General features: G+C 70.8%; 15 protein-coding genes. 6 read left to right on the forward strand and 9 right to left on the reverse strand.

Annotated elements, in window-relative coordinates:
• Positions 1–13 precede the first annotated feature (13 nt).
• Positions 14–1,148 (forward strand): peptide chain release factor 2 gene (gene prfB / locus Q0C38_RS06135; protein WP_291296191.1). Its coding sequence is split into 2 segments (ribosomal slippage): positions 14–82 and positions 84–1,148, totalling 1,134 coding nucleotides; the frame shifts between segments, so codons are not numbered across the junction.
• A 140-nt stretch (positions 1,149–1,288) separates the two neighbouring features.
• Positions 1,289–5,263, forward strand: coding sequence for a cellulase family glycosylhydrolase (locus Q0C38_RS06140; RefSeq protein WP_291296192.1), 3,975 nt, complete (start codon positions 1,289–1,291; stop codon positions 5,261–5,263).
• Positions 5,264–5,266: 3 nt separating this feature from the next.
• On the opposite strand, the gene Q0C38_RS06145 is transcribed toward Q0C38_RS06140, so the two are convergent.
• Entirely contained in the window at positions 5,267–5,848 is a 582-nt protein-coding gene (locus Q0C38_RS06145; RefSeq protein ID WP_408870013.1) for a peroxiredoxin, read from the reverse strand.
• Between the two features lie 137 nt (positions 5,849–5,985).
• The gene (locus Q0C38_RS06150; protein WP_408870011.1) at positions 5,986–8,919 is read right to left on the reverse strand and encodes a bifunctional [glutamine synthetase] adenylyltransferase/[glutamine synthetase]-adenylyl-L-tyrosine phosphorylase; all 2,934 of its coding nucleotides are present in this window, start codon (positions 8,917–8,919) and stop codon (positions 5,986–5,988) included.
• Between the two features lie 71 nt (positions 8,920–8,990).
• Here Q0C38_RS06150 and Q0C38_RS06155 point away from each other — a divergent pair, with 71 nt between their 5' ends.
• The 3 genes from Q0C38_RS06155 (at position 8,991) to Q0C38_RS06165 (ending at position 15,231) form a co-directional block, all read left to right on the forward strand.
• Positions 8,991–12,272, forward strand: coding sequence for an AsmA-like C-terminal region-containing protein (locus Q0C38_RS06155; protein ID WP_291296194.1), 3,282 nt, complete (start codon positions 8,991–8,993; stop codon positions 12,270–12,272).
• Between the two features lie 13 nt (positions 12,273–12,285).
• Positions 12,286–13,422 carry a hypothetical protein gene (locus tag Q0C38_RS06160; protein WP_291296195.1) on the forward strand — a complete coding sequence of 379 codons (1,137 nt, stop codon included), beginning with the start codon at positions 12,286–12,288 and terminating at the stop codon, positions 13,420–13,422.
• A gap of 96 nt (positions 13,423–13,518) precedes the next feature.
• Positions 13,519–15,231, forward strand: coding sequence for a methyl-accepting chemotaxis protein (locus Q0C38_RS06165; protein WP_291296196.1), 1,713 nt, complete (start codon positions 13,519–13,521; stop codon positions 15,229–15,231).
• A gap of 9 nt (positions 15,232–15,240) precedes the next feature.
• Here Q0C38_RS06165 and mnmA read toward each other — a convergent pair whose 3' ends face one another.
• The 7 genes from mnmA to cysE are packed head-to-tail and all read right to left on the reverse strand — an operon-like array spanning position 15,241 to position 20,966.
• The gene (mnmA, locus tag Q0C38_RS06170) at positions 15,241–16,308 is read right to left on the reverse strand and encodes a tRNA 2-thiouridine(34) synthase MnmA (protein WP_291296197.1); all 1,068 of its coding nucleotides are present in this window, start codon (positions 16,306–16,308) and stop codon (positions 15,241–15,243) included.
• Positions 16,305–16,988, reverse strand: coding sequence for a thiaminase II (gene tenA / locus Q0C38_RS06175; protein ID WP_291296198.1), 684 nt, complete (start codon positions 16,986–16,988; stop codon positions 16,305–16,307). The genes mnmA and tenA overlap by 4 nt, the downstream gene beginning before the upstream one ends.
• 8 nt (positions 16,989–16,996) lie before the next feature.
• Positions 16,997–17,329, reverse strand: coding sequence for a ferredoxin family 2Fe-2S iron-sulfur cluster binding protein (locus Q0C38_RS06180; protein ID WP_291296199.1), 333 nt, complete (start codon positions 17,327–17,329; stop codon positions 16,997–16,999).
• 35 nt (positions 17,330–17,364) lie between these two features.
• A complete protein-coding gene (locus tag Q0C38_RS06185) occupies positions 17,365–18,561 on the reverse strand; it encodes a cysteine desulfurase family protein (RefSeq protein WP_291296200.1) in 1,197 nt (398 codons plus the stop codon).
• A 16-nt stretch (positions 18,562–18,577) separates the two neighbouring features.
• Positions 18,578–19,696 carry a cysteine desulfurase family protein gene (locus tag Q0C38_RS06190; RefSeq protein WP_291296201.1) on the reverse strand — a complete coding sequence of 373 codons (1,119 nt, stop codon included), beginning with the start codon at positions 19,694–19,696 and terminating at the stop codon, positions 18,578–18,580.
• A gap of 8 nt (positions 19,697–19,704) precedes the next feature.
• Positions 19,705–20,253 carry an Rrf2 family transcriptional regulator gene (locus Q0C38_RS06195; protein ID WP_291296202.1) on the reverse strand — a complete coding sequence of 183 codons (549 nt, stop codon included), beginning with the start codon at positions 20,251–20,253 and terminating at the stop codon, positions 19,705–19,707.
• The gene (gene cysE / locus Q0C38_RS06200; protein WP_291296376.1) at positions 20,250–20,966 is read right to left on the reverse strand and encodes a serine O-acetyltransferase; all 717 of its coding nucleotides are present in this window, start codon (positions 20,964–20,966) and stop codon (positions 20,250–20,252) included. Before cysE ends, Q0C38_RS06195 begins: the two co-directional genes overlap by 4 nt.
• Before the next feature lie 271 nt (positions 20,967–21,237).
• On the opposite strand from cysE, the gene Q0C38_RS06205 reads away from it, so the two are divergent.
• Complete coding sequence (locus Q0C38_RS06205) at positions 21,238–21,906, forward strand: alpha/beta hydrolase (RefSeq protein WP_291296203.1); 669 nt, start codon at positions 21,238–21,240, stop codon at positions 21,904–21,906.
• Positions 21,907–22,052: the final 146 nt, after the last annotated feature.

Genomic DNA, 22,052 nt, shown 5'->3' on the forward strand with positions numbered 1-22,052 from the left:
GAGACGCTGAACCATGCGCGCCGAGATTGCCGCGCTGAATGAGCAGATCGCCGCTTCGGTGGGTCTGCTGAGGAGGCATCTTTGACTGGGATGCCGCACTCGTCCGCCTCGAGGAGCTGAACGCCCGCGCCGAGGATCCGGCGCTGTGGGAGAAGCCCGACGTCGCGCAGAAGCTGATGCGCGAGCGCAACCGCCTTGCCGCCGCGATCGAGGGCGTGCAGGCACTCGAGCGCGATGTCGCCGACACGATCGAGCTGATCGAGCTTGCCGACGCCGAGGATGACAGGGCAACCGCTGCGGCGGCAGAGGCCGACCTCAAGCGCCTGGTGGACGAGGCGCGCCGGCGCGAGATCGAGAGCCTGCTGTCGGGCGAGGCGGACGGCAACGATTGCTATGTCGAGATCAACGCCGGTGCGGGCGGCGTCGATGCGCAGGACTGGGCCGAGATGCTCGCGCGCATGTATACGCGCTGGGCCGGCCAGCGCGGCTTCAAGGTCGACGTGATCGAGCGGTCGGACGGCGAGCAGGCGGGCATCAAGTCGATGACGCTGAGGGTGGCCGGCCCGAACGCCTATGGCTGGCTCAAGACCGAGAGCGGCGTGCATCGCCTCGTGCGCATCAGCCCGTTCGACTCGAACGCGCGCCGGCAGACGAGCTTTGCGTCGGTCGGCGTCTCCCCCGTCGTCGACGAGACGATCGCGATCGAGATCCGTGATGCCGACCTCGAGGTCGAGACGATGCGGTCGTCCGGCGCGGGCGGGCAGAACGTGAACAAGGTCGAGAGCAAGGTGCGGATCAAGCACGTGCCCAGCGGCATCGTGATCGAGAGCAGCCAGGAGCGGAGCCAGCACCAGAACCGCGCGATCGCGATGGAAATGCTGCGGGGCCGCCTCTACGAGCTCGAACTGCAGAAGCGCGAGCAGGCGGCGCTGGCCGCCGCGCCGGTCAAGACCGAGATCGGCTGGGGGCACCAGATCCGCAGCTATGTTCTGCAACCGTACCAGATGGTCAAGGACCTGCGCACCGGCGTCGAGAAGGGCACGCCCGATGCGGTGCTCGACGGCGAGATCGACGAGTTCATGTCGGCCGCGCTGGCGCAGCGCGTGAACAGCACACGCTCCGAAGCGAGCGCGCAAGCGGAACGCTGACCCTTACTTTCACGTGTGGTCGCTTCGGTGTGACACTCTCTTTACGAGTGTCGCGCAACAGTCTCCGGTGGTGGGATTGATCCTCTCCGACAAGGGGAAGAAAGTTCCGCCGGCTTCGTTATTCAGCCGGAGGTTCCCCGATGATTCGCCCCGAAGACGATGCCCGCTCCGGGGCGGTGCCGGAGACGCTTGCTGCCTCGCTCGGCCAGGGCATCAACATCCAGGGCTGGTCGCTCTGGGGCGAGAAGGTGTTCTCGCCAGCCGAGATGCAGCGCCTGAAGGCCGATGGCTTCGATCATGTGCGCCTCTACTTCGACGCGCGCTTGACCGACGGCGATCCTGCCTACCCGACCGCGATGGACAAGGACTGGGTGATCGCGAAGGCCGACCAGACCATCGCCAACGCGATGGCGGCGGGGCTGACCGTCGTGATCAACCCGACGCCAGGCATCGCGCCAGAGGACAGCCCGGCCGCGATCGATGCCCATGTCGCCTTCCTCGGCGCCTACACGGCACGGCTCGCCGGCCGTTTCGACATGAGCCGGCTGGTCATCGAGACGACGAACGAGCCGAGCTTTCCGAGCCAGACGAGCTGGGAAGCGGTCGAGTCACGGCTGATCGCTGCCGTTCGCGCCGCGTCGCCCGACGTGACGATCATGACCGCGGCCAACCTCCGCGCCGACGAGGCCTGGTACCAGCTCGGCGGCTTGAGCGACACCGCGCCCTATCGCGACGACAACCTGATCTACTCGGTGCACACCTACTTTCCGCAGGTGTTCACGGGCCAGACGAACGGCGTGGCGCACTGGCCGGCAACGCCCACGCTCGCGGCGACGACAGGCGGCACGCTCGGCTGGTTCTACCGCGAGGGCTACGGCAGCGAGGCAGCACTCGCGACGCGGATCGACGAGTTCGCGCGCACGGCGGATGCACTCGGCGTACCGCTGCATATCGGCGAGTTCGGCGTGCTCGCCTCTGCCCCGGCAGCCTCGCGGCTCGCCTATCTCGCTGCCGCGACGGAGCAGTTCGAGCGCCATGACCTCGGCTGGACGGTGTGGCAGTCGCACGGGCTGCACGGCATCTACACGCGCACCGATGCGGGGCTGCAGCCCGCTCCGGCAGCGACGCTCGCGGCGCTTGGCCTCGGCACGCGGCCTGACCAAAAGCTCACCGTCACCTTCTCCGCAGGCTCGCTGCACGATCTCTGGGCGAAATGGAACGGCACGGCCTTCCTGCCGGCGGAGGGGGCGAGCACGACGCTCTCCGCCGCCAAGCTCGGCGGTGCGGCGGCAGGTTCCACGGCCTCGGTGTCGATGGTCCGCGATGCTGCCGGTGCGCTCACGGTCAAGAGCCTCGGTCCCTGGAAGTCCGTCGCCCATCTCGGCGTCGAGGACGATGAGCCCGGCACCGTCACCGCGAGCGGCTTCGAGCGGAGCTGGATCAGCCTCGGCAACGGCGGAAGCTCGATCGTGTCGGTCGAGACGTTGCATCACCGGATCATGACCGGCAACGGGGCGGACCATGTCACCATTACGACCGTTTCGCCGGGCACGGTCACGCTTGGCGGGACGGGGTATGTGAGCACTGGTGCCGGCGATGACCTGATCGAGATCACCGCGAAGCGGCTTGCCGGCAACACCGGCGCGGTCACGGCCACGACCGAGGTCTGGGCCGGGGCGGGCGACGACAGGATCGTCATCACCGGCGGCACCGGCGGCATGTTCTCGGGCGGCAGCGGCGACGACGTGATCGTCTCCGGTGCCGGCAACGAGGACCTGCGCGGCGATGTGGGCATCGACACGCTCGTTCTGCCCGGCCTCCGCTCGGCCTGGCGGTTCTCGTTGAAGAGCGATGCGACCGGGCAGTTCCTCGAGGCCGTCGGCCCCGGCGGCACCGACCGTCTGCGCGGCTTCGAATGGGTCGAGTTCGCCGATGGAACGACCGCGCGGTTCGGCGAGCTTTGGGGCGACAAGGCCCCCTCCGTACCCTTGCTTGTCACCACCGGGCTTGCGGAGGGCGTCGTCGCGAAGGCAAGGGCGACAGACCCGGAGGGCAAGCCCCTCACATGGTTCCTGAGCGATACGGCGGGTAAACGTTTCGAGATCGATCCATACAGCGGCGAGATCAGCGTCAGGCCGGGCGGGTCGGTCACGGCTGGCGAGCGGTACGCGATCGGCGTCGGGGTCGTCGATGCTGCCGGCAATGTCGCTGGGGCAACCCTCTCGGTCACCGCGCCGGCGACCGTGCTTCCCGCCGGAACAGGGCTTGCCGCCAAGACGGCGGCGATCCTCACCCTCAGCAACGGCGTGGCGGGCGACGGCGTCACGCAATTGCGCAGCACTGCCTGGAATGGCGACATCGTGCAGGGCACGTCGCGCACCCTGACGGGCAGCGAGCTGGCGCTTCCGGGCGTGGCAGCCGATGCGCGCGTCATGCTCGGCGCCGATGCCGCCGGTGCCGTCACCGTCTCGGTGCTGTCGGCGTGGAACAGCGTCAAGAACGTGTTCCTGCGCGATCTCGATGGCGGCACGCTCACCGTCCACAACGCGGTCAGCGTCGACATCGCCGCCGCTGGCCAGCGCCCGGTCACGCTCGCGATCACCGGCGCCAAGCGCGGCGACATCGCCACCGGGGCGGGTGATGACGTGATCACGGTCGCGGCCGTGGCGAACACGCCCGACGCTGCAGCGTTCACGATCGATGCCGGTGGCGGCAACGATCGCATCACCCTCACCTCGTCGTCGGCCTGGACGCGCGGGGTCATCGATGCCGGCAGCGGCGACGACCTGATCACCGGAGGGCCAGGTGACGACACGATCCGCGGCGGCGCGGGCATCGACACGGTGCGGCTGGCCGGCGCGCGTGCCGACACGCGCTTTTCCGGCGTGATGCTGGGCGACGGCCTTGCAATCATCGCCGAGGGCCCCGGCGGCAGGGACGTGCTGCGCGGCATCGAGTATGTCGAGTTCGCCGCCGGCGGCCGCCACCGGCTTGGCGAGCTGATCGGCAACGCTGCGCCGACCGCGATCACGCTCGCCGCACTCAGGGAACACGGGGCCACGGCGCCAGGCGTTCTCGCCGTCGCACGCGCGACGGACGCTGATGACATCGCTGGCCTCACCTGGGCGATCAGGGGTGCTGCCGCGTCGCTGTTCGCGATTGATGGCGCGACGGGCGAGATCACCGCCCTGCCGGGCACGACGCCCGGCACGCGCTATACGCTCGAGCTTGCCGTGACCGACCCGTGGGGCAACGTCCTCGTCGCTCCGGTTGCCCTCACCACGCCCGGCATCGGCGCACTCGTGACGATCAGCAACGCGACGACGGCGAGCCTCAAGCCCCTCTACGACAACGCCTGGGTCGGCGGCGTGGCGGGCACGGTGCTGCTCGGCGCCGCCGAGCTCGTTCCGACGGGTGCCCCCTCCACGGCCCGCGTCTCCATCACCGAGGCGGACGGGACGGTGGACGTGCGCGTCTCCTCCGCGTGGAATAGCGTGAAGAACGTACTGGTCGAGGATGCCGATGGCGGAATGGTTCATATCGGCAACGTCGTGCATGCCGGGTTCGTCGGCACCGGCACCGCGGCGAGCACGCTTGCCGTGACCGATGCGAAGCGCGCCGACCTCGTCACCGGCGGAGGTGACGACACGATCCTCGTGAAGGCGTTCAGCAACATCGGGGGTGACGGCAACCGCATCGCCGTCGATGCAGGGGCAGGCGACGATACGGTGACGGTGACCGGCCATGGCAGCTGGACGACGGCGCTGCTGAAGGGTGGTGCCGGCGACGATGTGCTCGGCTTCACCGGCGGTGGCGCCGCGGTCCTCGATGGCGGCGCGGGGGCTGACGTGATGCGCGGCGGGGCGGGGCGCGACCAGTTCGTGCTGCGGCCGGGCGAGGTCGCCGGCGACAGGATCGACGGTTTCGCCGGCGCTGCGGCATCGGGCGGTGACTGGCTCGTGATGCAGGGGTTCGGCGCCGGTGCCGCGCTCACCCACCAGGCCGGAGGGCTCTGGCGGGTGAGCTATGTGTCGGCTGGCGTAACGGTGTCCGAGAGTTTCACGATCACCGGCGTCACGACTCTCGCGATCGCCGATGACGTGATCTGGATGTGAGGCTCAGCCGAGGGCCTTTGCCGCGGCGAGCACCGCGGCGGCGTGGCCCTCGACCTTCACCTTCTTCCACGCCTTGGCGATGCGGCCCTTGCCGTCGACGAGGAAGGTCGAGCGCAGGAGGCCGATCGACCGCCGGCCCATGAACACCTTCTCGCCCCAGGCGCCATAGGCCTGGGCCGTGGCGTTCTCGGGGTCGGAGGCGAGCGGGAAGGTGATCGTGTACTTCGCTGCGAACTTCTCGAGCGCCGGCATCGCGTCCTTCGAGATGCCGATGACGTCGAGGCCGAGGCCCTTGAACTGCGTCAGCGACTCGTTGAAATCGCAGGCCTCGGTGGTGCAGCCGGGCGTGTCTGCCTTCGGGTAGAAGTAGACGATGAACGGCTTGCCCTTCAGCGCCGCGGTGCTGGCGGTGCGGCCGCCCGTCGCGGGAAGCGAGAAGGCTGGCGCGGCATCGCCCTCTGTCGGCCCTGCCGCGCCGGCGGCTTGCGCTCCCGGCTTGGATGCTGCCTTGGCAGGCTTGGCGGCGGGCTTCGGTGCTGCGTTCCTCGGCGCCACGGTGACCGTGGGCTTCACTGCGCCTGCCATCTTCGCCCCAGGCTTTTTTGCTGCCGCCGGCTTTGCTGCCTTCGCCGCCGCCTTGGCCGGTGCCTTTGCCATCGCGGGCGCCTTCACCTTCGTCGCCATCGTGGAGATCCCCTGTCCGCTTTTTCGTTCCGCCGCGGTCACGCCGCCGCCGGGTCCCCGACATGGCGGATGAAGGCAGCACGCACGTCGCCTGCGCATGCGGTGATCTGGGCGGTGACCCCGGCGAGGTCAACCACGCCCACCGCGCGCGCGATCGCGCTGGCCACAGGCGCGGGAAGGTCGGCCTCCGCGCGCGGCTTGCCCACGGTCAGGCGCAGCAGGCCCTGGACGGTGCGAAAGAGCTGTGATGCACGCGCGAGGGCTGCCCGCTCGCTTACGTCGAGAACGCCGGCGTGGGCCAGCCGGTCGAGCGCCTCTGTCGTTCCGGTGGCGAGCACGGCGGGGGTGGCGTGGGCGTGTACGAGTTGCAGCACCTGGGCGATGAATTCGAGCTCGAGCAGGCCGCCCGGGCGATACTTCACGTCGAGCGGGCCGAAGGGCGGCAGGTCGCGCGCGATGCGACCGCGCAACGCAGCCGCATCGGCGCGCAGCTTCCCGGCATCGCGCTCGGCTGTCAGCACGGCGTGGATCGCGGCACCAACCCGCCTGGCGAGTGCCGGCGGGCCGGCGACCACGCGCGCCCGCGTCAACGCCATGTGCTCCCACGCCCAGGCTTCCTGCGCCTGGTAGCGCGCGAAGCCTTCGAGGCTCACCGCCAGCGGCCCCTTGTTGCCCGACGGCCTCAACCGCATGTCGACATCGAACAGCTTGCCCGCTCCCGAGGGCGCACTGATCGCGGCGACGAAGCCGGTCGCGAGCCTGCCGAAATATTCCGGCGGCGTCAGCGCCCGGCTGGAGCCGCCCTTGGCTGCCACCGCGCCGCCCGGGTGGTCGTACACCATGATGATGTCGAGGTCGGAGGCCGCCATCATCTCGCGCCCGCCGAGCTTGCCGAGTGCGACCGCGACCATGCCGCCGCGCGCGATCCTGCCGTGCCGCGCGGCGAAATCCTCCGCCACGCGCGGCAGCAGGGCGGCGAGCGCGGCATCGGCGAGGTCGGCACGGGCATGGCCTGCCTGGTCGACGTCGAGCGACCCGTCGAGCGTCGCGGCACCGATCAGGAAGGCGCGCTCGTGCACCACGCGGCGCACGGCATCCATCGCCTCCTCGAGATAGCGGCAATCGGCGAGGGCAGCATCGAGCCCGCTGTCGAGTGCCGGCGCATCGCCCCGCAGCAATCCCTCGATCACATCGGGGTGGCTCGCGAGATGGTCGGCGAGCAGGGGGGCGGCGCCGAACACGGCGGCAATCCGGTCAAGCAGGGCGGGGTTGCGCTGGAACAGGCTCAGCAGCTGCACGCCGGCAGGAAGGCGATTGAGGAACGCATCGAACCGGCCGAACGCCGCATCGGGGTCCTGCTGTCGCGACAGCGCGGCGAGCAGGCCGGGCATCAGCTCGGTGAGCAATTCGCGGGCCCGTTCGCTCCGCGTCGCACGGGGGCGGCCACTGTGCCAGGCGCGGACGGCCGAGGCGACGCCGGTGGCGTTGCGAAAGCCCATCGAGTTCAGCGTCGCGATCGTCGCCGGATCGTCGGCGGCGCCGGTGAAGACGAGGCTCCCCGGCCCCGCGAGGTCTGGCGCTTCCTCGAACAGCGCCGCATAGGCGGCCTCGACGTCGCGCAGCGTGCCGAGCACCGCGTCGGAGAACGTTGCGCTATCGGGGTAGCCCGAGAAGGTGGCGATCGCGGCAAGCGCGGCAGCGTCGTCGGGCAGCGCGTGGGTCTGGCGATCGTCCTGCATCTGCAGCCGGTGCTCGATGCGGCGGAGCATGTTGTAGGCGCGCGCGAGCACGGCCTCGGTCTCGGCGCCGAGCAGGCCCGCGCGCCTGATGGCGGCGAGCGCATCGAGGGTGCGCGGGGTGCGCAGCTTCGGGTCACGCCCGCCCCAGATCAGCTGCTGCACCTGCGCGAAGAACTCGATCTCGCGGATGCCGCCGCGGCCGAGCTTGAGGTTGTGTCCGGCGACCGCGATCTCCCCGCCGCCGCGATGCGCCTGGATCTGCCGCTTGATGGCGTGGATGTCCTGGATCGCGGCGAAGTCGAGATGTTTGCGCCAGATGAAGGGGCGGAGCTCTGCGAGGAAATCCTGTCCTGCATCAAGGTCGCCGGCCACGGGGCGGGCCTTGATCATCGCCGCCCTTTCCCAGTTCTGACCGAGGCTTGCATAATAGGCGTGCGCCGCGCCGACCGAGACGGCGAGCGGTGTCGCTGCCGGGTCTGGACGGAGGCGGAGATCGGTGCGGAACACGTAGCCATCGGCGTTGCGCTCCTCCATCAGCCGTACGAGGTCACGCGCGATCCTGACGAAGAACGCCGTCGGATTGTCACCGTGGTAGGCTCTGGAAGCGTCGAACAGGATCACGAGGTCGACATCGCTCGAGTAGTTGAGTTCCCGCGCCCCGAGCTTTCCCATGCCGAGCACGATGAGCCCGCTGCCGCGGCCTGGGTCGCGGCTGTCGCGCACCCTGAGCGTGCCGCCGGCGTTCGACCTGCCATGCGGGGCGAGCAGATGGCGAACGGCGGCCGCGAGCGTCGCGTCGGCGAGATCCGACAGTGCGGTGGTCACCTGGCCGACGTCCCAGGTGCCGGCGATGTCGGCAGCACCCGCGACCAATGCTCCCTGCCGCTTGGCGCGGCGGAGTGCGGCTGCGACCTCGGTACGGCCGGCCGAGGGTGGCGCCTCTTCCGCCAGTGCGGCGAGCACGCCGCGGAAGGCAGCATCGGGACCTTCGGCCAACACCGCTGCCATCGTCGCCGGTTCGCGCACCGCAAGTCCTGCGAGGAAGGGGGAGTTCCCGAACAGCGCGTCGAGCAGCGCCGAGGCTTCTCTGGGGGCAGCGGGTCCAGAACCTGGGTCGGGACCGGGGTCGGCTTTCGCTTCGTCCCGCAGGTCGGCCCACGCACCCTGCCAGCGCTCGCGCCAGCGCGAGGCGGCGTCACGGTCGTGTGGGAGGGGGGGGCTCACAGGGAGCATGGCCGGCCAGAGAAGCGCCAGCTTCCGTGGCCGGTCAAGCGGGACCGCGCGGGGCGTTCCGGATCGCAACCATGATCGTTCGGTCGCTCCACCTCTCCGGTCACTTCCTCCGCTGGCTCGGCGTCATCACGCTCACCCTCTTGATGCTGGGCGCTGCCGCGATCGGCGGCCTTGCCTGGCGGCTGTCGCAGGGCCCGCTGCCGCTCGACCCCCTGGCGCGGATGATGGAGGCCCATGTCAACCGCGAGGGCGGTGACACGACGATCCTGATCGGCGGTGCCTCGCTGGTGTGGGAGGGATTCGACGCAGCACTCGACCGCCCACTCGACATCAGGCTTGCCGATGTGCGCCTGATCGACCCGGCCGGGGTCGAGATTGCGGCGCTGCCCGAGGGCCAGGTCTCGCTCGGCCTCCGCGCGCTGTTGCTCGGGCGGTTCGAGCCGCGGGCGATCGACCTCACCGGCGTGCGCATCGCCGTGTTTCGGCGCGAGGACGGTTCGGTCGCACTCGATCTCGGCCCGCGCAGCCAAGGGCCGCCGCCGACCGAGCAGGAGGTCTCTGCCTCGCCGATCGCACGCGCTGGCGCGATTCTCGAGGAGCTCGGCTTGGCACCCGGCCGCGCGGGCGCGGCCCCGCCGCGCTTCGCGAGACTGCAACTGGTCAGGGTCCGCGGCGCGGAGCTCGACGTGGATGACCGCCAGCTCGGCGCGCGCTGGGCGGTGCCCGATCTCGCCGTGCTGCTCCGCCGCGAGCCGGATGGCGCCGGCACCGCGCTCGCGATCGAGGCGTCGGGCAGGGCACAGGCGCAAGGGGTGGCAATCGCGCTCAGGCTGCGTGGCAGGATCGGCGCGGATGGCGCGGCCGAAGCGGAGCTTGGCTTCGACCCGGTCGTGCCGTCAGCCATCGCCAGCGCCCTGCCCGGGCTCGGCGTGCTCGCGGCGGTCTCGGCTCCCATCTCGGGCACGGTGAACGTGGCGCGGGCGGAGGACGGCACGATCACCGCGGGGGGCCTCCGCGCAATACTGGGTGCGGGTGGCATCCATATCCCCGATGGCGGAGTCGTGCCTGTCAGGTCAGCCACGATCACGGCGCGCTACACGCAGGCGGGCCTGACGGTGGATGAGGCGCGGATCGTGCTTCCCGGCACCGACGGCCCATCGCCCACGGTGCGCGCCACCGCCCGTGCCGTGCCGCGCGATGATGGCTCCTGGGCGCTGACGGCGGAAGCCACGGTCGATGCGCTCGCCGCCTCCGACCTACCGCGCCTCTGGGCCGAGGGCATCGGCGGCAATGAGCGGGAGTGGATCACGCGGAACATCACCGCTGGCCTCGCGCGCGATGCGCGCTTCACGCTGCGCGCCACGGTGCCGGCGACGCTGGACAGCATCGCCCCCGAGGCTGTCGACGGCACGGTGAATGCCGAGGGGCTGACGGTGCACTATCTCCGCCCGATGCCGCCGGTCGAAGGCGTTTCGGCGCGGATGCGGCTTGGGCTCGCACAGATCGATATCGCGACGAGGGGCGGCAGGCTTGGCGCCATCACGGTGCCCGAGGGCACCATCCGCCTGCATGACCTCGATCGCCGGCCGAACATGGCCGATATCAGGCTCAGGATCGCAACACCGGTCGCCGATGCGCTTGCGCTGCTCGGCCACCCGAAGCTCGACCTGATCGGACGCCGCGGCGCGCCACCGCCCGGCATCACCGGCACAGGCGAGGTGACGCTTGCGATCGGTTTTCCGCTCATCGCCGAGCTGACGATGGACCAGCTCGCCGTCACGGTCGCGGCCAGGGCGCAGGAGGTGAAGGTCCCCGCCATCCTCGCCGGGCGGGACCTGGACCGCGGCGTGTTCGAGCTCTCGGCCGACCCAGCCGGGCTCCGCCTCTCCGGCACCGGGGCGTTCGGGGCGATCGCGGCCGATATCCGCGGCGAGCTCGATTTCCGCGGCGGCCCCGCAACGCAGGTGGTGGAGCGCTTCTCGGTGAAGGTCGCGCCGCAGGAGCGGATCGACGCGCTGTTCGACCTCGACCTCGCACCCTATCTCACCGGCCCCGTCGCCGCCGAGGCGGTGCTCGAGACGCGGCGCAACGGCCAGGGCACGGCGACGGTGAGGGCCGATCTCGCCACCGCGCGCCTCGCGGTGCCGGAGCTTGGCCTCGAGAAGTCTCCCGGTTCGCCGGGCTCCGCCGACGCGCGCCTCACCCTCGTGCGGGGGCGTCTGACGGCGGCGGAGGTGACGCGCCTGGAGGCTGGCGACATTACCGGCAGGGCGCGGTTCGGCATCGCCCGCGACGGCAGGCTCGATCGGATCGAGGTGCCGGACGCGCGGCTCGGCGCCTCGCGCGTGTCCGGCACCGTGCGGCTACCGCAGGGCCCATCCGGCAACTATGCGGTGACCCTGCGTGCGCCCCTGATCGACGTGTCGCGCCGCCGCGAGACGGCGACGGCGCAGATGCCCTCGCAGGCGCAGGAACAGGGGCCGGGCCGCGTGCGGCCCGTCGCGGTCGAGGCGGTGATCGACAGGCTGATCGTCTCGCCCGGCCATGAGCTCGCCGAGCTCCGCGGCAACGGCATCTATGCGCGCGGCGTGATTGCCCGCGCCGAGATTACGGGCAAGGCCGGCGAGCGCGGCAGCTTCCGCGCGAGCGTGACGCCGGAAGGAACGAAGCGCGCCCTCTCGATGACCGCCGATGATGCGGGCGCACTGCTCAACGGCATCGATGTCATCACCACCATGGCCGGCGGCAGGCTCACCGTGCACGGCAGCTTCGACGATGCGGTCGCCGGCAGCCCCTTGACCGGGGAGGCGGAGATCCTGGATTTCCGCATGCGCGAGGCGCCAGCGGCAGCGCGGGTGCTGCAGGCGATGACGCTCTACGGCGTGCTCGACCTCGCGCGCGGGCCCGGTCTCTCGTTCAATCGCGCGGTCGCCTCGTTCACATTGACCGATGGCGCACTCGACCTGCGCGACGCGCGTGCGTTCGGCGCCTCGCTCGGCTTCACGGCCAAGGGCAGGATCGATCGGCGGCAGGAACGGATCGACCTCGAGGGAACGATCGTGCCCGCTTATTTCTTCAATTCGCTGCTCGGCAGCATCCCGCTGATCGGGCGGATCTTCAGCCCCGAGCAGGGCGGCGGGCTGTTCGCCGCGACCTATCGCGTGCGCGGGCCGCTGAACGACCCGGAGGCCTCCGTGAACCCGCTCGCGGCATTGACGCCCGGCTTCCTGCGCGGCCTCTTCGGCATCTTCGAGGGAAGCCAGACGCCTTCGCAGGCGCCTTCCCAGGCGCCCGGCCAACCACCGGCCCAGCTGCCGCCCGTTGACATTCCGGATTCGCAACGTGGGGGATAGTCCGGTCCCCTCCGTGGCGACGTCGGCCGGCAACACCGTCGCGATCGCGCAGGAGGCGCGCCGGCGCCGTGCCGCGCTGCGATCTCTCCTGATCGCGTCCGCCGCGGCCTTTGCTGGTGGCGTCGCCGTGGTCCTCGTCCAGCTCGGCGTCGGCCTTGTCAGCGCGGGCTATCCGCCGGCGGTGCAGGCTCTCGTCTGCACCCCCCTCGAAGCGCCGCCGGCAGCACCACCCTCGCTCGCCGTCGAAGGCGACGTGATCCTTCCGCTGGTGCAGTTCTTCGCCGGCACGCGCGTCGAATGCCGGATCGATGCGCCTGGCGCCGACTATGCGACCTGGAGCGTCGTCGGCCCGGTCGCCTGGGTCCTGTCCGGCCCGCTCGACACGACGCTGCCGTGCCAGACGCGCGAGGAATTCGCGCGCCAGGACGCGGCGCATCTCCGCCTCGCGAGCTGTCTTCACCTCCGCGCGACCCAGCCTGGGCTCTTCCTCGTCTCGGTCACGGTGATGCAGCGCGGCATCCACGGCTTCGACCGCGCGCGGCTGGCCGTGCGCGTGGTGCCGGCACCGGAGGCTGCGCCTGACGCAGGCCCCGCCAACGCACGGCTCGAAGCGACGCTTCGCATTCCGGCAGCGACCGTGGCGGTGACGCGCAATGCCGATCTCTCGGCGAGCTTCCGCGAGCATGGCCTACTGCCGGAGAGCAGGAGCTTCCTGCGCACCGTGCATCAGCTCGCGCCGGAGGAGAGCTTCGTCTCCGCGACCTTCCACGCCCGCAGCGCCGCCAATGCCTCGCCGGTCACGATCGCCTACGTGCCGGAGCAACGCGCCGTGACAGCCCGCTTCACGCTTCGCAGCGGGCCTTTCGTGGATCGCTGGAGCGGCTGGGTCTCGGGCACCGTCTCGATCGAACTGACGCGGCAGGAACCCGCCCGCGAGATCGCCCTGCCGGAGGCGAGCCTTGCCGTGCCAGGCACGGCCGTGCTGCCGCTGCCGGAGGGTGTGTCGGCCGAGCATGCCGAGATCGTGCTGCGCCGGCCGGAAACGGGCACGGCGGTGACGCTGAAGCCGGGAGAGAAGGCCCTGCTCGACAGCGTGCGGGTGACGGCGCGGTTGGTCGACGGTGGCCTCGCCATCGAGGCGGCGCGCTGACCGAGGCGATCGCCCGGGCAAAAGCCGGCACTTAACCCCGGATTAGATCTCTCCCCGCATTGTCGGGCGCAAGGTCAGGTTGAGGAGCACGAAATGATGGCCAGCATTGCGGCTTTGCCGGCAGCGCTCGCGCGCGCCGGCGGCAGGATGGGGCTGACGGCCCGCGTCGTCGCCACCGGCGTGGTCGCGACCGCGCTCACGATTGCAGCGATGGCCACCTGGGCCGTCAGGTCGTTCGAACAGGCTGCCTTCTCCCAGGCGCAGGACAGCCTCGAGGCCAATCTGCGCCTGCTGAAGCACGAAACGGGCAAGCTCGGCCAGGGCTTCGCGGTCGATGGCGACAAGCTCACCATCGGCGGCCAGTCACTGAACGGCCGCAACGAGGTGGTCGATGCGGTCAGGACCGTCACGGGCGGTGTCGCGACCTTCTTCCTCGGCGATGTTCGCGTGGCGACCAACGTCACACGCCCCGATGGCACGCGCGGCGTCGGCACCAAGCTCGCCGCTGGCCCTGCCTATGACGCATCGATCACGCGCGGGCAGACCTATCGCGGCCGCAACGTCATCCTCGGCCGTGACCACCTGACCATCTATGAGCCGATCCGCGATGCGAACGGCCGGCAGATCGGCCTCTTGTTCGTCGGCGTGCCGGTCGACGGCATCGCGGCCCGGGTGAACGAGAAGTTGGCCGAGGCGCTGATCACCGGCGGCATCGCGCTCGTCATCGCCGCCCTGCTCGTGGGGTTTGCCGTGCGCGGCTCGCTCGGGCCGCTGCGCCATCTCGCCTCCGCCACGCGCAAGGTGTCGGAGGGTGATTTCGGTGCCGCCGTGCCAGGCCAGGCGCGACGGGACCAGGTGGGCGAGCTTGCCCGGGCGGTCGCAACGCTGCAGGCCCAGGCCTCTGCGGCGGCCGAGGCCCGTGCGGAAGCCGACGCGGCCCGCGCCCGCGCGGCGGCGGAGCGGCGCGAGGCGCGGCTGAGCACCGCGGATGGGTTCGAGGCGCAGGTCATGGGCGTGGTGCGCCAGATGGCGGACGCCGTCGGCATGCTCGAGGGCACGGCCGTGCGCATCGCCGACAACGCGCGGCGGAACGTGTCGCTCTCGACCGCGGTCTCCGATGCCGCCGGCGAGGCTGCCGGCAGCGTCAATGGTGCTGCGGCGGCGGCTGAGGAGCTTTCGGCCAGCATCGCCGAGATCTCACGCCAGGTGGCGCAGGCAGCCTCCGTTGCCTCCGCCGCCGTGGCCGAGGCAACGCGGACCAATGCGTCGGTCGACGAGCTCTCGGGTGCCGCGAACCGGATCGGCGACGTGGTGAGGCTGATCGGCGACATTGCCGGGCAGACGAACCTTCTCGCGCTGAACGCGACGATCGAGGCCGCGCGCGCCGGCGAGGCCGGCAAGGGCTTCGCGGTGGTGGCGTCGGAGGTGAAGAACCTCGCCGGCCAGACGGCAAAGGCTACCGAGGAGATCGGCGCGCAGATCACCTCCATGCAGTCGGCCACCGAGGGTGCCGTCACGGCGATCAAGATGATCGCGGGGCGGATCGACGAGATTTCCGGTCTCGCCTCCTCGATTGCTGCCGCGGTCGAGCAGCAGGGCGCGGCGACGTCGGAGATCGCACGCTCGGTGCAGCAGGCGGCATCCGGCACGAGCCGCGTGTCGGGCCAGATCGCGGAGGTGAATGGCAACGCGTCGGAGGCTGCCCAGGGCAGCGAGATGGTGCGCGAGGCAGCGGCGGCGTTGCAGCAGCAGAACCGCGCGCTCGGCGGCGCCGTCGAGACCTTCCTCGGCGAGCTGCGCGCGGCGTAGTGGGTTGGGTCAGGCGGCGGCGCGGATGAAGCCGCCGCCGAGCACCCGGGCGCCGTCGTAGAAGACGGCGGCCTGGCCGGGTGCGGCAGTCGCCGGCTTCTCCATGGTCACGTGGGCGATCCGCCCGTCCCAGCGCACCTCCGCCGGGCTGGGCGTTTCGCGTGCACGCAGCTTCGCGGTGCAGGCGAGCGGCGCTTGAGGCGGGGCGATCAGCCAGTTCACTTCGCCTGCGGTCAGCGCCTGCTGGCCGAGCGACGCCCGGGGCCCGACGACGATGCGCCGCGTGCCCGCCTCGAGCCGCAGCACGTGCATCCGTTCATCACCGTCACGGCTCGCGGCACCAAGCCCCTTGGCCTGGCCGACCGTGTAGCGCGCCAGTCCGCGATGGGTGCCGAGCACGCGGCCATCCTCCGTCACGAACTCGCCCTCGCGCGCGGCCTCCGGGCGGAGCTTCGCCACTAGGTCGGCGTAGGAGCCGGAGGGCACGAAGCAGATGTCCTGGCTGTCCGGCTTGGCGGCGACGGGCAGCGCGAGCCGGGCGGCATTCGCGCGCACCGCGTCCTTGGTCATGTCACCGAGCGGGAAGCGGAGGAAGCCGAGATCCTCGCGCCGCGTGGCGAACAGGAAGTAGGACTGGTCGCGCGCGCGGTCCTCGGCAACGGCGAGTGCAGGCCCATCCTTCGCGTCGATGAGGCGCGCGTAATGACCGGTGGCGAGCGCTTCGGCGCCGAGGTCGCGCGCGACATCGAGCAGGTCGGCGAACTTCAGGCGCTGGTTGCAGCGGACGCACGGGATCGGCGTCTCGCCGCGGGCGTAGCTGTCGGCGAAATCCTGGATCACGGCGGCGCGGAACCGCGCTTCCATGTCGAGCACGTAATGGGCGATGCCGAGCGTGTCGGCGACGCGGCGCGCATCGTGGATGTCCTGCCCGGCGCAGCACGCGCCCTTCTTCCCGACGGCAGCGCCATGGTCGTAGAGCTGCAGCGTGATGCCGATGACCTCGTGTCCGGCCTCCGCCATCAGCGCGGCAACGACCGAACTGTCGACGCCGCCCGACATGGCGACGACCACCTTCATCTGGCGTCCAGCCCCATCTGCCAGAACCGCGCCTCGAGCCGGCACGCCTCGTCGAAGGTGCGCGCGAGCAGCGGGAACCGCGCCTCCGCCCCGCGCGCCGCACCGAGCCTGTCGAGCCGCGCGATCGCCTCGGCGGCGATGCCCTGGAACTCCTCGCCCGCATACATCGCCCGCCAGGCATCGTAGCGGTTGCCCTCGCGCCTGAGGGCCGGGTCGGCCGTCATGCGCGCACTTATCTCGGCATAGCCGATCACGCAGGGCGCAAGCGCCACTTCAAGGTCGAGCACGTCGCCGGCCAGCCCCCGCTCGAGAACGTAGCGGGTGTAGGCCATCGTCTCCTCGGCCTCGGCTTCTGCCTCCATCGCCGCTTCCGTGATGCCCCAGTCGGCGCAGAACTGCACGTGCAGGCGCATCTCATGGTTCAGCAGTGCATCGAGCGTCGCTGCCGCCCCGCGCATGTCGGCGAGCGTGGCGTGCTTCACCACCGCGAGCCCATAGGCGCGCGCGAAATGGATGAGGAAGAGGTAGTCCTGCGTCAGGTAGCGGCGGAAGGCCAGTTCAGGGAGAGAGCCGTCGGTGAGGCCACGCACGAAGGGATGGGCGACATAGGCCTCCCACGACGGGCGCGCGGCATCGCGCAGCCGCGCGAACAGCGTTCCCGGGGCGGCGACAGCGTCCATCCCCTCGCTCAGGCCCCCTGCGCGTTGCGGGTGGCCTTGGGCAGCTTCACCGTGAGCCCGTCGAGCTCCTCGGTCATCACGATCTGGCACCCGAGCCGCGAGGTCTCCTCGAGGCCGAAGGCGAGGTCGAGCATGTCCTCCTCGTCCTCGGTGGGGGAGTGGAGGAGCTCGAACCACTTCTGGTCGACGATCACGTGGCAGGTCGAGCAGGCGAGGCTGCCCTCGCACGCCCCCTCGATGTCGACGCCGTGGCGGTGCGCGATCTCGAGCACGGACAAGCCAAGCGGGGCATCGACCTCGCGCCGCGTTCCGTCGCGCTCGATGAAAGTCATCTTCGGCATTCTCGAAAAACCCTCTTGTTCAGGTCCTGGCGCGGTCAGCGTGCGGTGGTAGCAGTGCCAGGGTGCGCGATGCTGCCATGCGCGGCGGAAAGTGCGGCCACCGCATAGTCCACATCCGCCTCCGAGGTAAAGCGCCCGAGGCCGAGGCGCAGCGTGCGCGAGGCTTCCTCGGGCGTGAGCCCAAGCGCGGTCAGTACATAGGAGGGCTCGACCGCCGCGGAAGAGCAGGCAGAGCCGGTGGAGACGCAGAGATCGGGCAGCGCCCGCATCAGCGCGTCGGCCGTGGCACCGGGGAAGGTGAGGTTGAGGTTGCCGGGAATGCGCGCCCCGTCGCTGCCGTTGGCGGCAAGGCCAGGGATGGCGCGACCGAGACCCTCGATCAACCGCGCGCGGAGCAGCGTGAGCCGCGCTGCCTCCTCCGCCATCTCGGCCGCGGCGATGCGGCAGGCCTCGCCAAGCCCAACGATCAGCGGTGTCGCGAGCGTGCCTGAGCGGAGGCCGCGTTCCTGCCCGCCGCCCGAGAACAACGGGCTGAGCCGCGCGCGTGGGCGGCGGCGGACGTAGAGGGCGCCAACGCCCTTGGGACCGTAGAGCTTGTGGCCGCTGATCGACATGAGGTCGATGCCGGCTGCGTTCACGTCGAGCGGGATCTTGCCAGCCGCCTGCGCCGCATCGGTGTGGAACAGCGCGCCTGCCGCGCGCGCGATGCCGCCGATCGCGGCCAGGTCCTGGATCACGCCGATCTCGTTGTTCACGGCCATGACGGAAACGAGCAGCGTCGTATCGTCGACGGCGGCTTCAAGTGCTGCGAGGTCGAGCAGCCCGTCGCGGTTCACCGGGAGCACGACGGGCGCGAACCCCTCGGCCGCCAGGTCGGCCACGCTTTCGAGCACGCATTTATGCTCAGTCGCGACCGTCACGATGCGCCGGCGCGGGTTGTCGTGCGCGGCGGCGAAGCGGGCAGCACCCTTGATGGCGATGTTGTTGCTCTCGGTGGCACCGGAGGTCAGCACGATCTCGCGCGCCTCCGCCCCGATCAGGGCGGCGATGGCAGCGCGCGCCTCCTCGACGGCCGCCTCGGCTTCCGTCCCCATCCGGTGCTCGGCGCTGTGGGGGTTGCCGAACTTCTCGGTGAACCAGGGCAGCATGGCGGTGACGACGCGCGGGTCGCACGGCGTGGTCGCCTGGTTGTCGAGATAGACGGGGCGGTTGCGCGGCGGGATCGCGTTCATGGGCGAGAGATGGGGGTCAGGCGGCCTTTCGCGCAAGCCGTGCCGCCATCGCGGCGTAGGCCGCCAGGAATGCGTCCACCTCCGCCTCGGTCGCCGTCCAGGGCAGGCTGACGCGGATCGCCTGGCCGGCGAGGGGGCCGAGACCCATCGCGGCGAGGACATGGCTCTCACCCACCTTGCCGGAGGAACAGGCCGCCCCGGCGGAGACGGCGATGCCGGCGAGGTCGAGCGCCATCACCTGGGTCGCGGCAGCAGCACCTGTCAGCGCGAGGGAGAGGGTGTTCGGCAGCGTCCCGGCGCCCGCGGCGATGATCGTCACGCCAGGGATGGCAGCGACCCCGGCAGCGATCCGCGCCTTCAGCCGGCCCAGGCGTTCCGCCCCGCCTGTTTGGCGCCAGGCCTCTGCCGCAGCGATCGCGGCGGCCATGGCGGCGATCGCGGGCAGCGGCTCGGTGCCGCCGCGAAGCCCGCGCTCCTGCCCGCCGCCGCGGACCAGCGGCGCCGGCACGGCCTCGCCGAGCACCAGCAGCGCGCCTGCCCCCTTCGCCCCGCCTGCCTTGTGGGCGGACAGCGCCATCGTGTCGGCCACGGCCAGCGCTGGCCCGAGGGGGATGCGCCCAGGGCCCTGCACGGCATCGACGTGCAGCAGCGCACCATGTCGGCGGCAGAGTGCGGCGGCCTCGGCGATCGGCTGGATCGTGCCGGTCTCGTTGTTGGCGAGCATGAGGCAGACGAGTGCGGGTGACGCGCCGTCCGCCAGTGCCTCGGCCAGCGCGGCGAGGCTGAGCCGGCCCTCGCCATCGACGGGCAGGATCGTCGCATCGGCCACCGCGCGGCGGACGGCATCATGCTCGGTTGCCGACACGAGGACGCGCCGGCCGTGGGCGAGGCCGGCAATGGCGGTGGCGTTCGCTTCCGTTCCGCCTGCGGTGAAATGCACCTGCGCTGGCCGGATGCCGAGCGCGGCGGCCATGTGCTCCCGCGCGCCCTCGAGCAGGTGCCGCGCTGCCCTGCCCTCGGCATGGACCGAGGAGGGGTTGCCCGCGAGGTCGAGCGCGGCGATCGCCGCCGCCCGCGCCTCGGGGCGGAGCGGTTCCGTGGCGTTGGCGTCGAGATCGGCGAGGCGCTGGGGCATGGCGCTCGTCAGTCCGCCGCGAGGTCGTCCTCGGGAGGGGCGTCGTCGTTGCCGGCGTCGTCGTTGTCGTCGTCCGGCATCACGATGGTCAGCGTCGGCTGGTTCCGCACATGCAGCGCCCCGGCGCGGCCGAGCACGCGGCGGCGGATCACGTCGTCGAGCGTGACGGAGGTCAGGAACATGTGGATCTGGTTGCCGAGTTCTTCCCAGAGATCGTGGGTGAGGCAGCGCGAGCGCCCGCCCTGGCAGCCCTTGGGGCTGCCGACCTCGCAGCGCGTCGCCTTGATCGGCTCGTCGACCGCGAGGATGACGTCGGCGATCCGCGTTTCCGCCGCGGGGAAGGCGAGGCGATAGCCGCCGCCGGGGCCGCGCGCGGAGAGAACGAGGCCGGCGCGCCGCAGCTTGCCGAAGAGCTGTTCGAGATAGCTGAGCGAGATGCCCTGGCGCCTGGCGATGTCGGCCAGCGCGATCGGCTTGCCGCTGCCGTTGGCGGCCGTCTGTGCGGCAAGGTCTGCCATCGCCATGACGGCGTAGCGACCGCGTGTGGAAAGCTTCATCGCTGCCCCGCCCCCGTCCTGCCGGCCTCGGCTGCGGCTTCGGCCGCGCCGCCACGTTCGCGCAGCCGCTCCTCCTCGAGCACGGCGAGACGGGCCGAGAGCGAGGCGATCTGTTGCCGAAGCAGCTCTGCGGATTTCAACCCGGGGTCGAGCGCTTCGTCACAGGGCGTGCCGTAGGGCAGAAGGTCGGCGCCGGCGGGGCGGCGGTCAACCTGCCGGGCTGGAATGCCGACGACGGTCGCCCCCGCCGGAACGTCGGACACGACGACGGCATTGGCGCCGACGCGCGCCCCATCGCCGAGCATGATGGGGCCCAGCACCTTCGCCCCGGCCCCAAGGATGACGCCATTTCCGATGGTCGGGTGCCGCTTTCCACCGACCAGCGAGGTGCCACCGAGGGTCACCTGGTGGTAGATCAGGATGTCGTCGCCGAGCTCGGCGGTCTCGCCGATCACCACCCCGTCGCCATGGTCGATGACGATGCGGCGGCCGATGCGCGCGCCTGGGTGAATCTCGATGCCGGTGAGCATTCGCGCGATGTGGGACAATAGTCGTGCGGGGAGCCTGAGACCCCAGTGCCACAACTTATGCGCGAGCCGGTGGAAGGCGATCGCATGCAGGCCCGGGTAGCACAGCACGACTTCCAGGCGCGACCGCGCAGCCGGGTCGCGGGCCCTGATCGCATCAATTCCCTCAACCCAGGTGCGCAACATCATGGTCACGTTTTCGGTGTCATTTCCGCGCGCTGGTCCCTATAGTCCGCCCTTCCTTGCGGGCAGGGAGTGACCGCAAGGTGTCGTTCAAGGTACCGCACATGCACGCGCAGGGTGGCGCTGTGAGAAGGCTAGGGAAACCGAGTCTGGCAGTCAACCATGGCTGTCCACCACGATCTCCCGCCCTCCGCGCCCCACCGTGTCGTCCTGCATGCGCTCCTGCGGGTGTTGCCGTACAAAACGGCACGAGGTTAAGGGGGCCGTAGACCAGATGCCTGAGGTAATGTTCCAGGGGCCTGACGGGCGCCTGGAGGCGCGCTACCATCATGCGAAGCAGCCTGGCGCCCCGGTCGCGCTGCTGCTTCACCCGCATCCGCTGCACGGCGGCACGATGAACAATCGTGTTGTCTACACGCTCTATGGCGTGTTCCAGCGCCTTGGTTTTTCCGTGATGCGCGTGAACCTTCGCGGCGTCGGCAAAAGCCAGGGCCGTTATGACGGTGGTGTGGGCGAGCTCGCCGACGCTGCAGGTGCACTGGACTGGATGCAGGCCGTGAACCCCTCCTCAGGCCCCGTCTGGGTTGCCGGCTACCAGTGGGGTGCCTGGATCGGCATGCAACTGCTGATGCGCCGGCCAGAGGTGGGCGGGTTCATCTCGGTCGCCCCGCCGGCGAACCACTTCGATTTCGGCTTCCTTGCCCCTTGCCCCCAGTCAGGCCTGATCGTTCAGGGCGGTCGCGACGAGATCGTGCCCGAGCCTGCGGTGGGCAAGCTCGTGGCCAAGCTCAACACCCAGAAGGGCATCCGCATCGACTACCGGGTGTTCGATGACTGCGATCACTTCTTCGTCGAGCATTGCGACAGGCTCGAGGAAGCTGCCGAGGAACACCTGACCCTCGCGCTGGGGCGCGACGACAGGCTGAAGCTCGCGGCGGATTGAACGCGCCCCCCCGCGGGGTGTGACGCTCAGGGCTCCCGCAGGCGCAACCTCGCGCGTGCGGGAGCCTTTTCGTTTCAGGAGCCGCGGGCACGCCGACTTGATCCATCTCATGTCATGCTGCCACGACTCCGCGCTAGGCTGCGCTA

It is taken from the genome of Elioraea sp., from assembly GCF_022842375.1.
Taxonomy (GTDB): domain Bacteria; phylum Pseudomonadota; class Alphaproteobacteria; order Acetobacterales; family Acetobacteraceae; genus Elioraea_A.

Excerpts from the sequence above, each read along its gene's own strand:
- Q0C38_RS06150 (WP_408870011.1), bottom strand. The coding sequence starts at position 8,919 with ATGCTCCCTGTGAGCCCCCCCCTCCCACACGACCGTGACGCCGCCTCG.
- Q0C38_RS06185 (WP_291296200.1), bottom strand. The coding sequence starts at position 18,561 with ATGAACGCGATCCCGCCGCGCAACCGCCCCGTCTATCTCGACAACCAG.
- mnmA (WP_291296197.1), bottom strand. The coding sequence starts at position 16,308 with ATGAAGGTGGTCGTCGCCATGTCGGGCGGCGTCGACAGTTCGGTCGTT.
- Q0C38_RS06145 (WP_408870013.1), bottom strand. The coding sequence starts at position 5,848 with ATGGCAGGCGCAGTGAAGCCCACGGTCACCGTGGCGCCGAGGAACGCA.
- Q0C38_RS06140 (WP_291296192.1), top strand. The coding sequence starts at position 1,289 with ATGATTCGCCCCGAAGACGATGCCCGCTCCGGGGCGGTGCCGGAGACG.
- Q0C38_RS06155 (WP_291296194.1), top strand. The coding sequence starts at position 8,991 with ATGATCGTTCGGTCGCTCCACCTCTCCGGTCACTTCCTCCGCTGGCTC.
- Q0C38_RS06205 (WP_291296203.1), top strand. The coding sequence starts at position 21,238 with ATGCCTGAGGTAATGTTCCAGGGGCCTGACGGGCGCCTGGAGGCGCGC.
- Q0C38_RS06165 (WP_291296196.1), top strand. The coding sequence starts at position 13,519 with ATGGCCAGCATTGCGGCTTTGCCGGCAGCGCTCGCGCGCGCCGGCGGC.
- tenA (WP_291296198.1), bottom strand. The coding sequence starts at position 16,988 with ATGGACGCTGTCGCCGCCCCGGGAACGCTGTTCGCGCGGCTGCGCGAT.
- Q0C38_RS06195 (WP_291296202.1), bottom strand. The coding sequence starts at position 20,253 with ATGAAGCTTTCCACACGCGGTCGCTACGCCGTCATGGCGATGGCAGAC.
- cysE (WP_291296376.1), bottom strand. The coding sequence starts at position 20,966 with ATGTTGCGCACCTGGGTTGAGGGAATTGATGCGATCAGGGCCCGCGAC.
- Q0C38_RS06190 (WP_291296201.1), bottom strand. The coding sequence starts at position 19,696 with ATGCCCCAGCGCCTCGCCGATCTCGACGCCAACGCCACGGAACCGCTC.
- Q0C38_RS06180 (WP_291296199.1), bottom strand. The coding sequence starts at position 17,329 with ATGCCGAAGATGACTTTCATCGAGCGCGACGGAACGCGGCGCGAGGTC.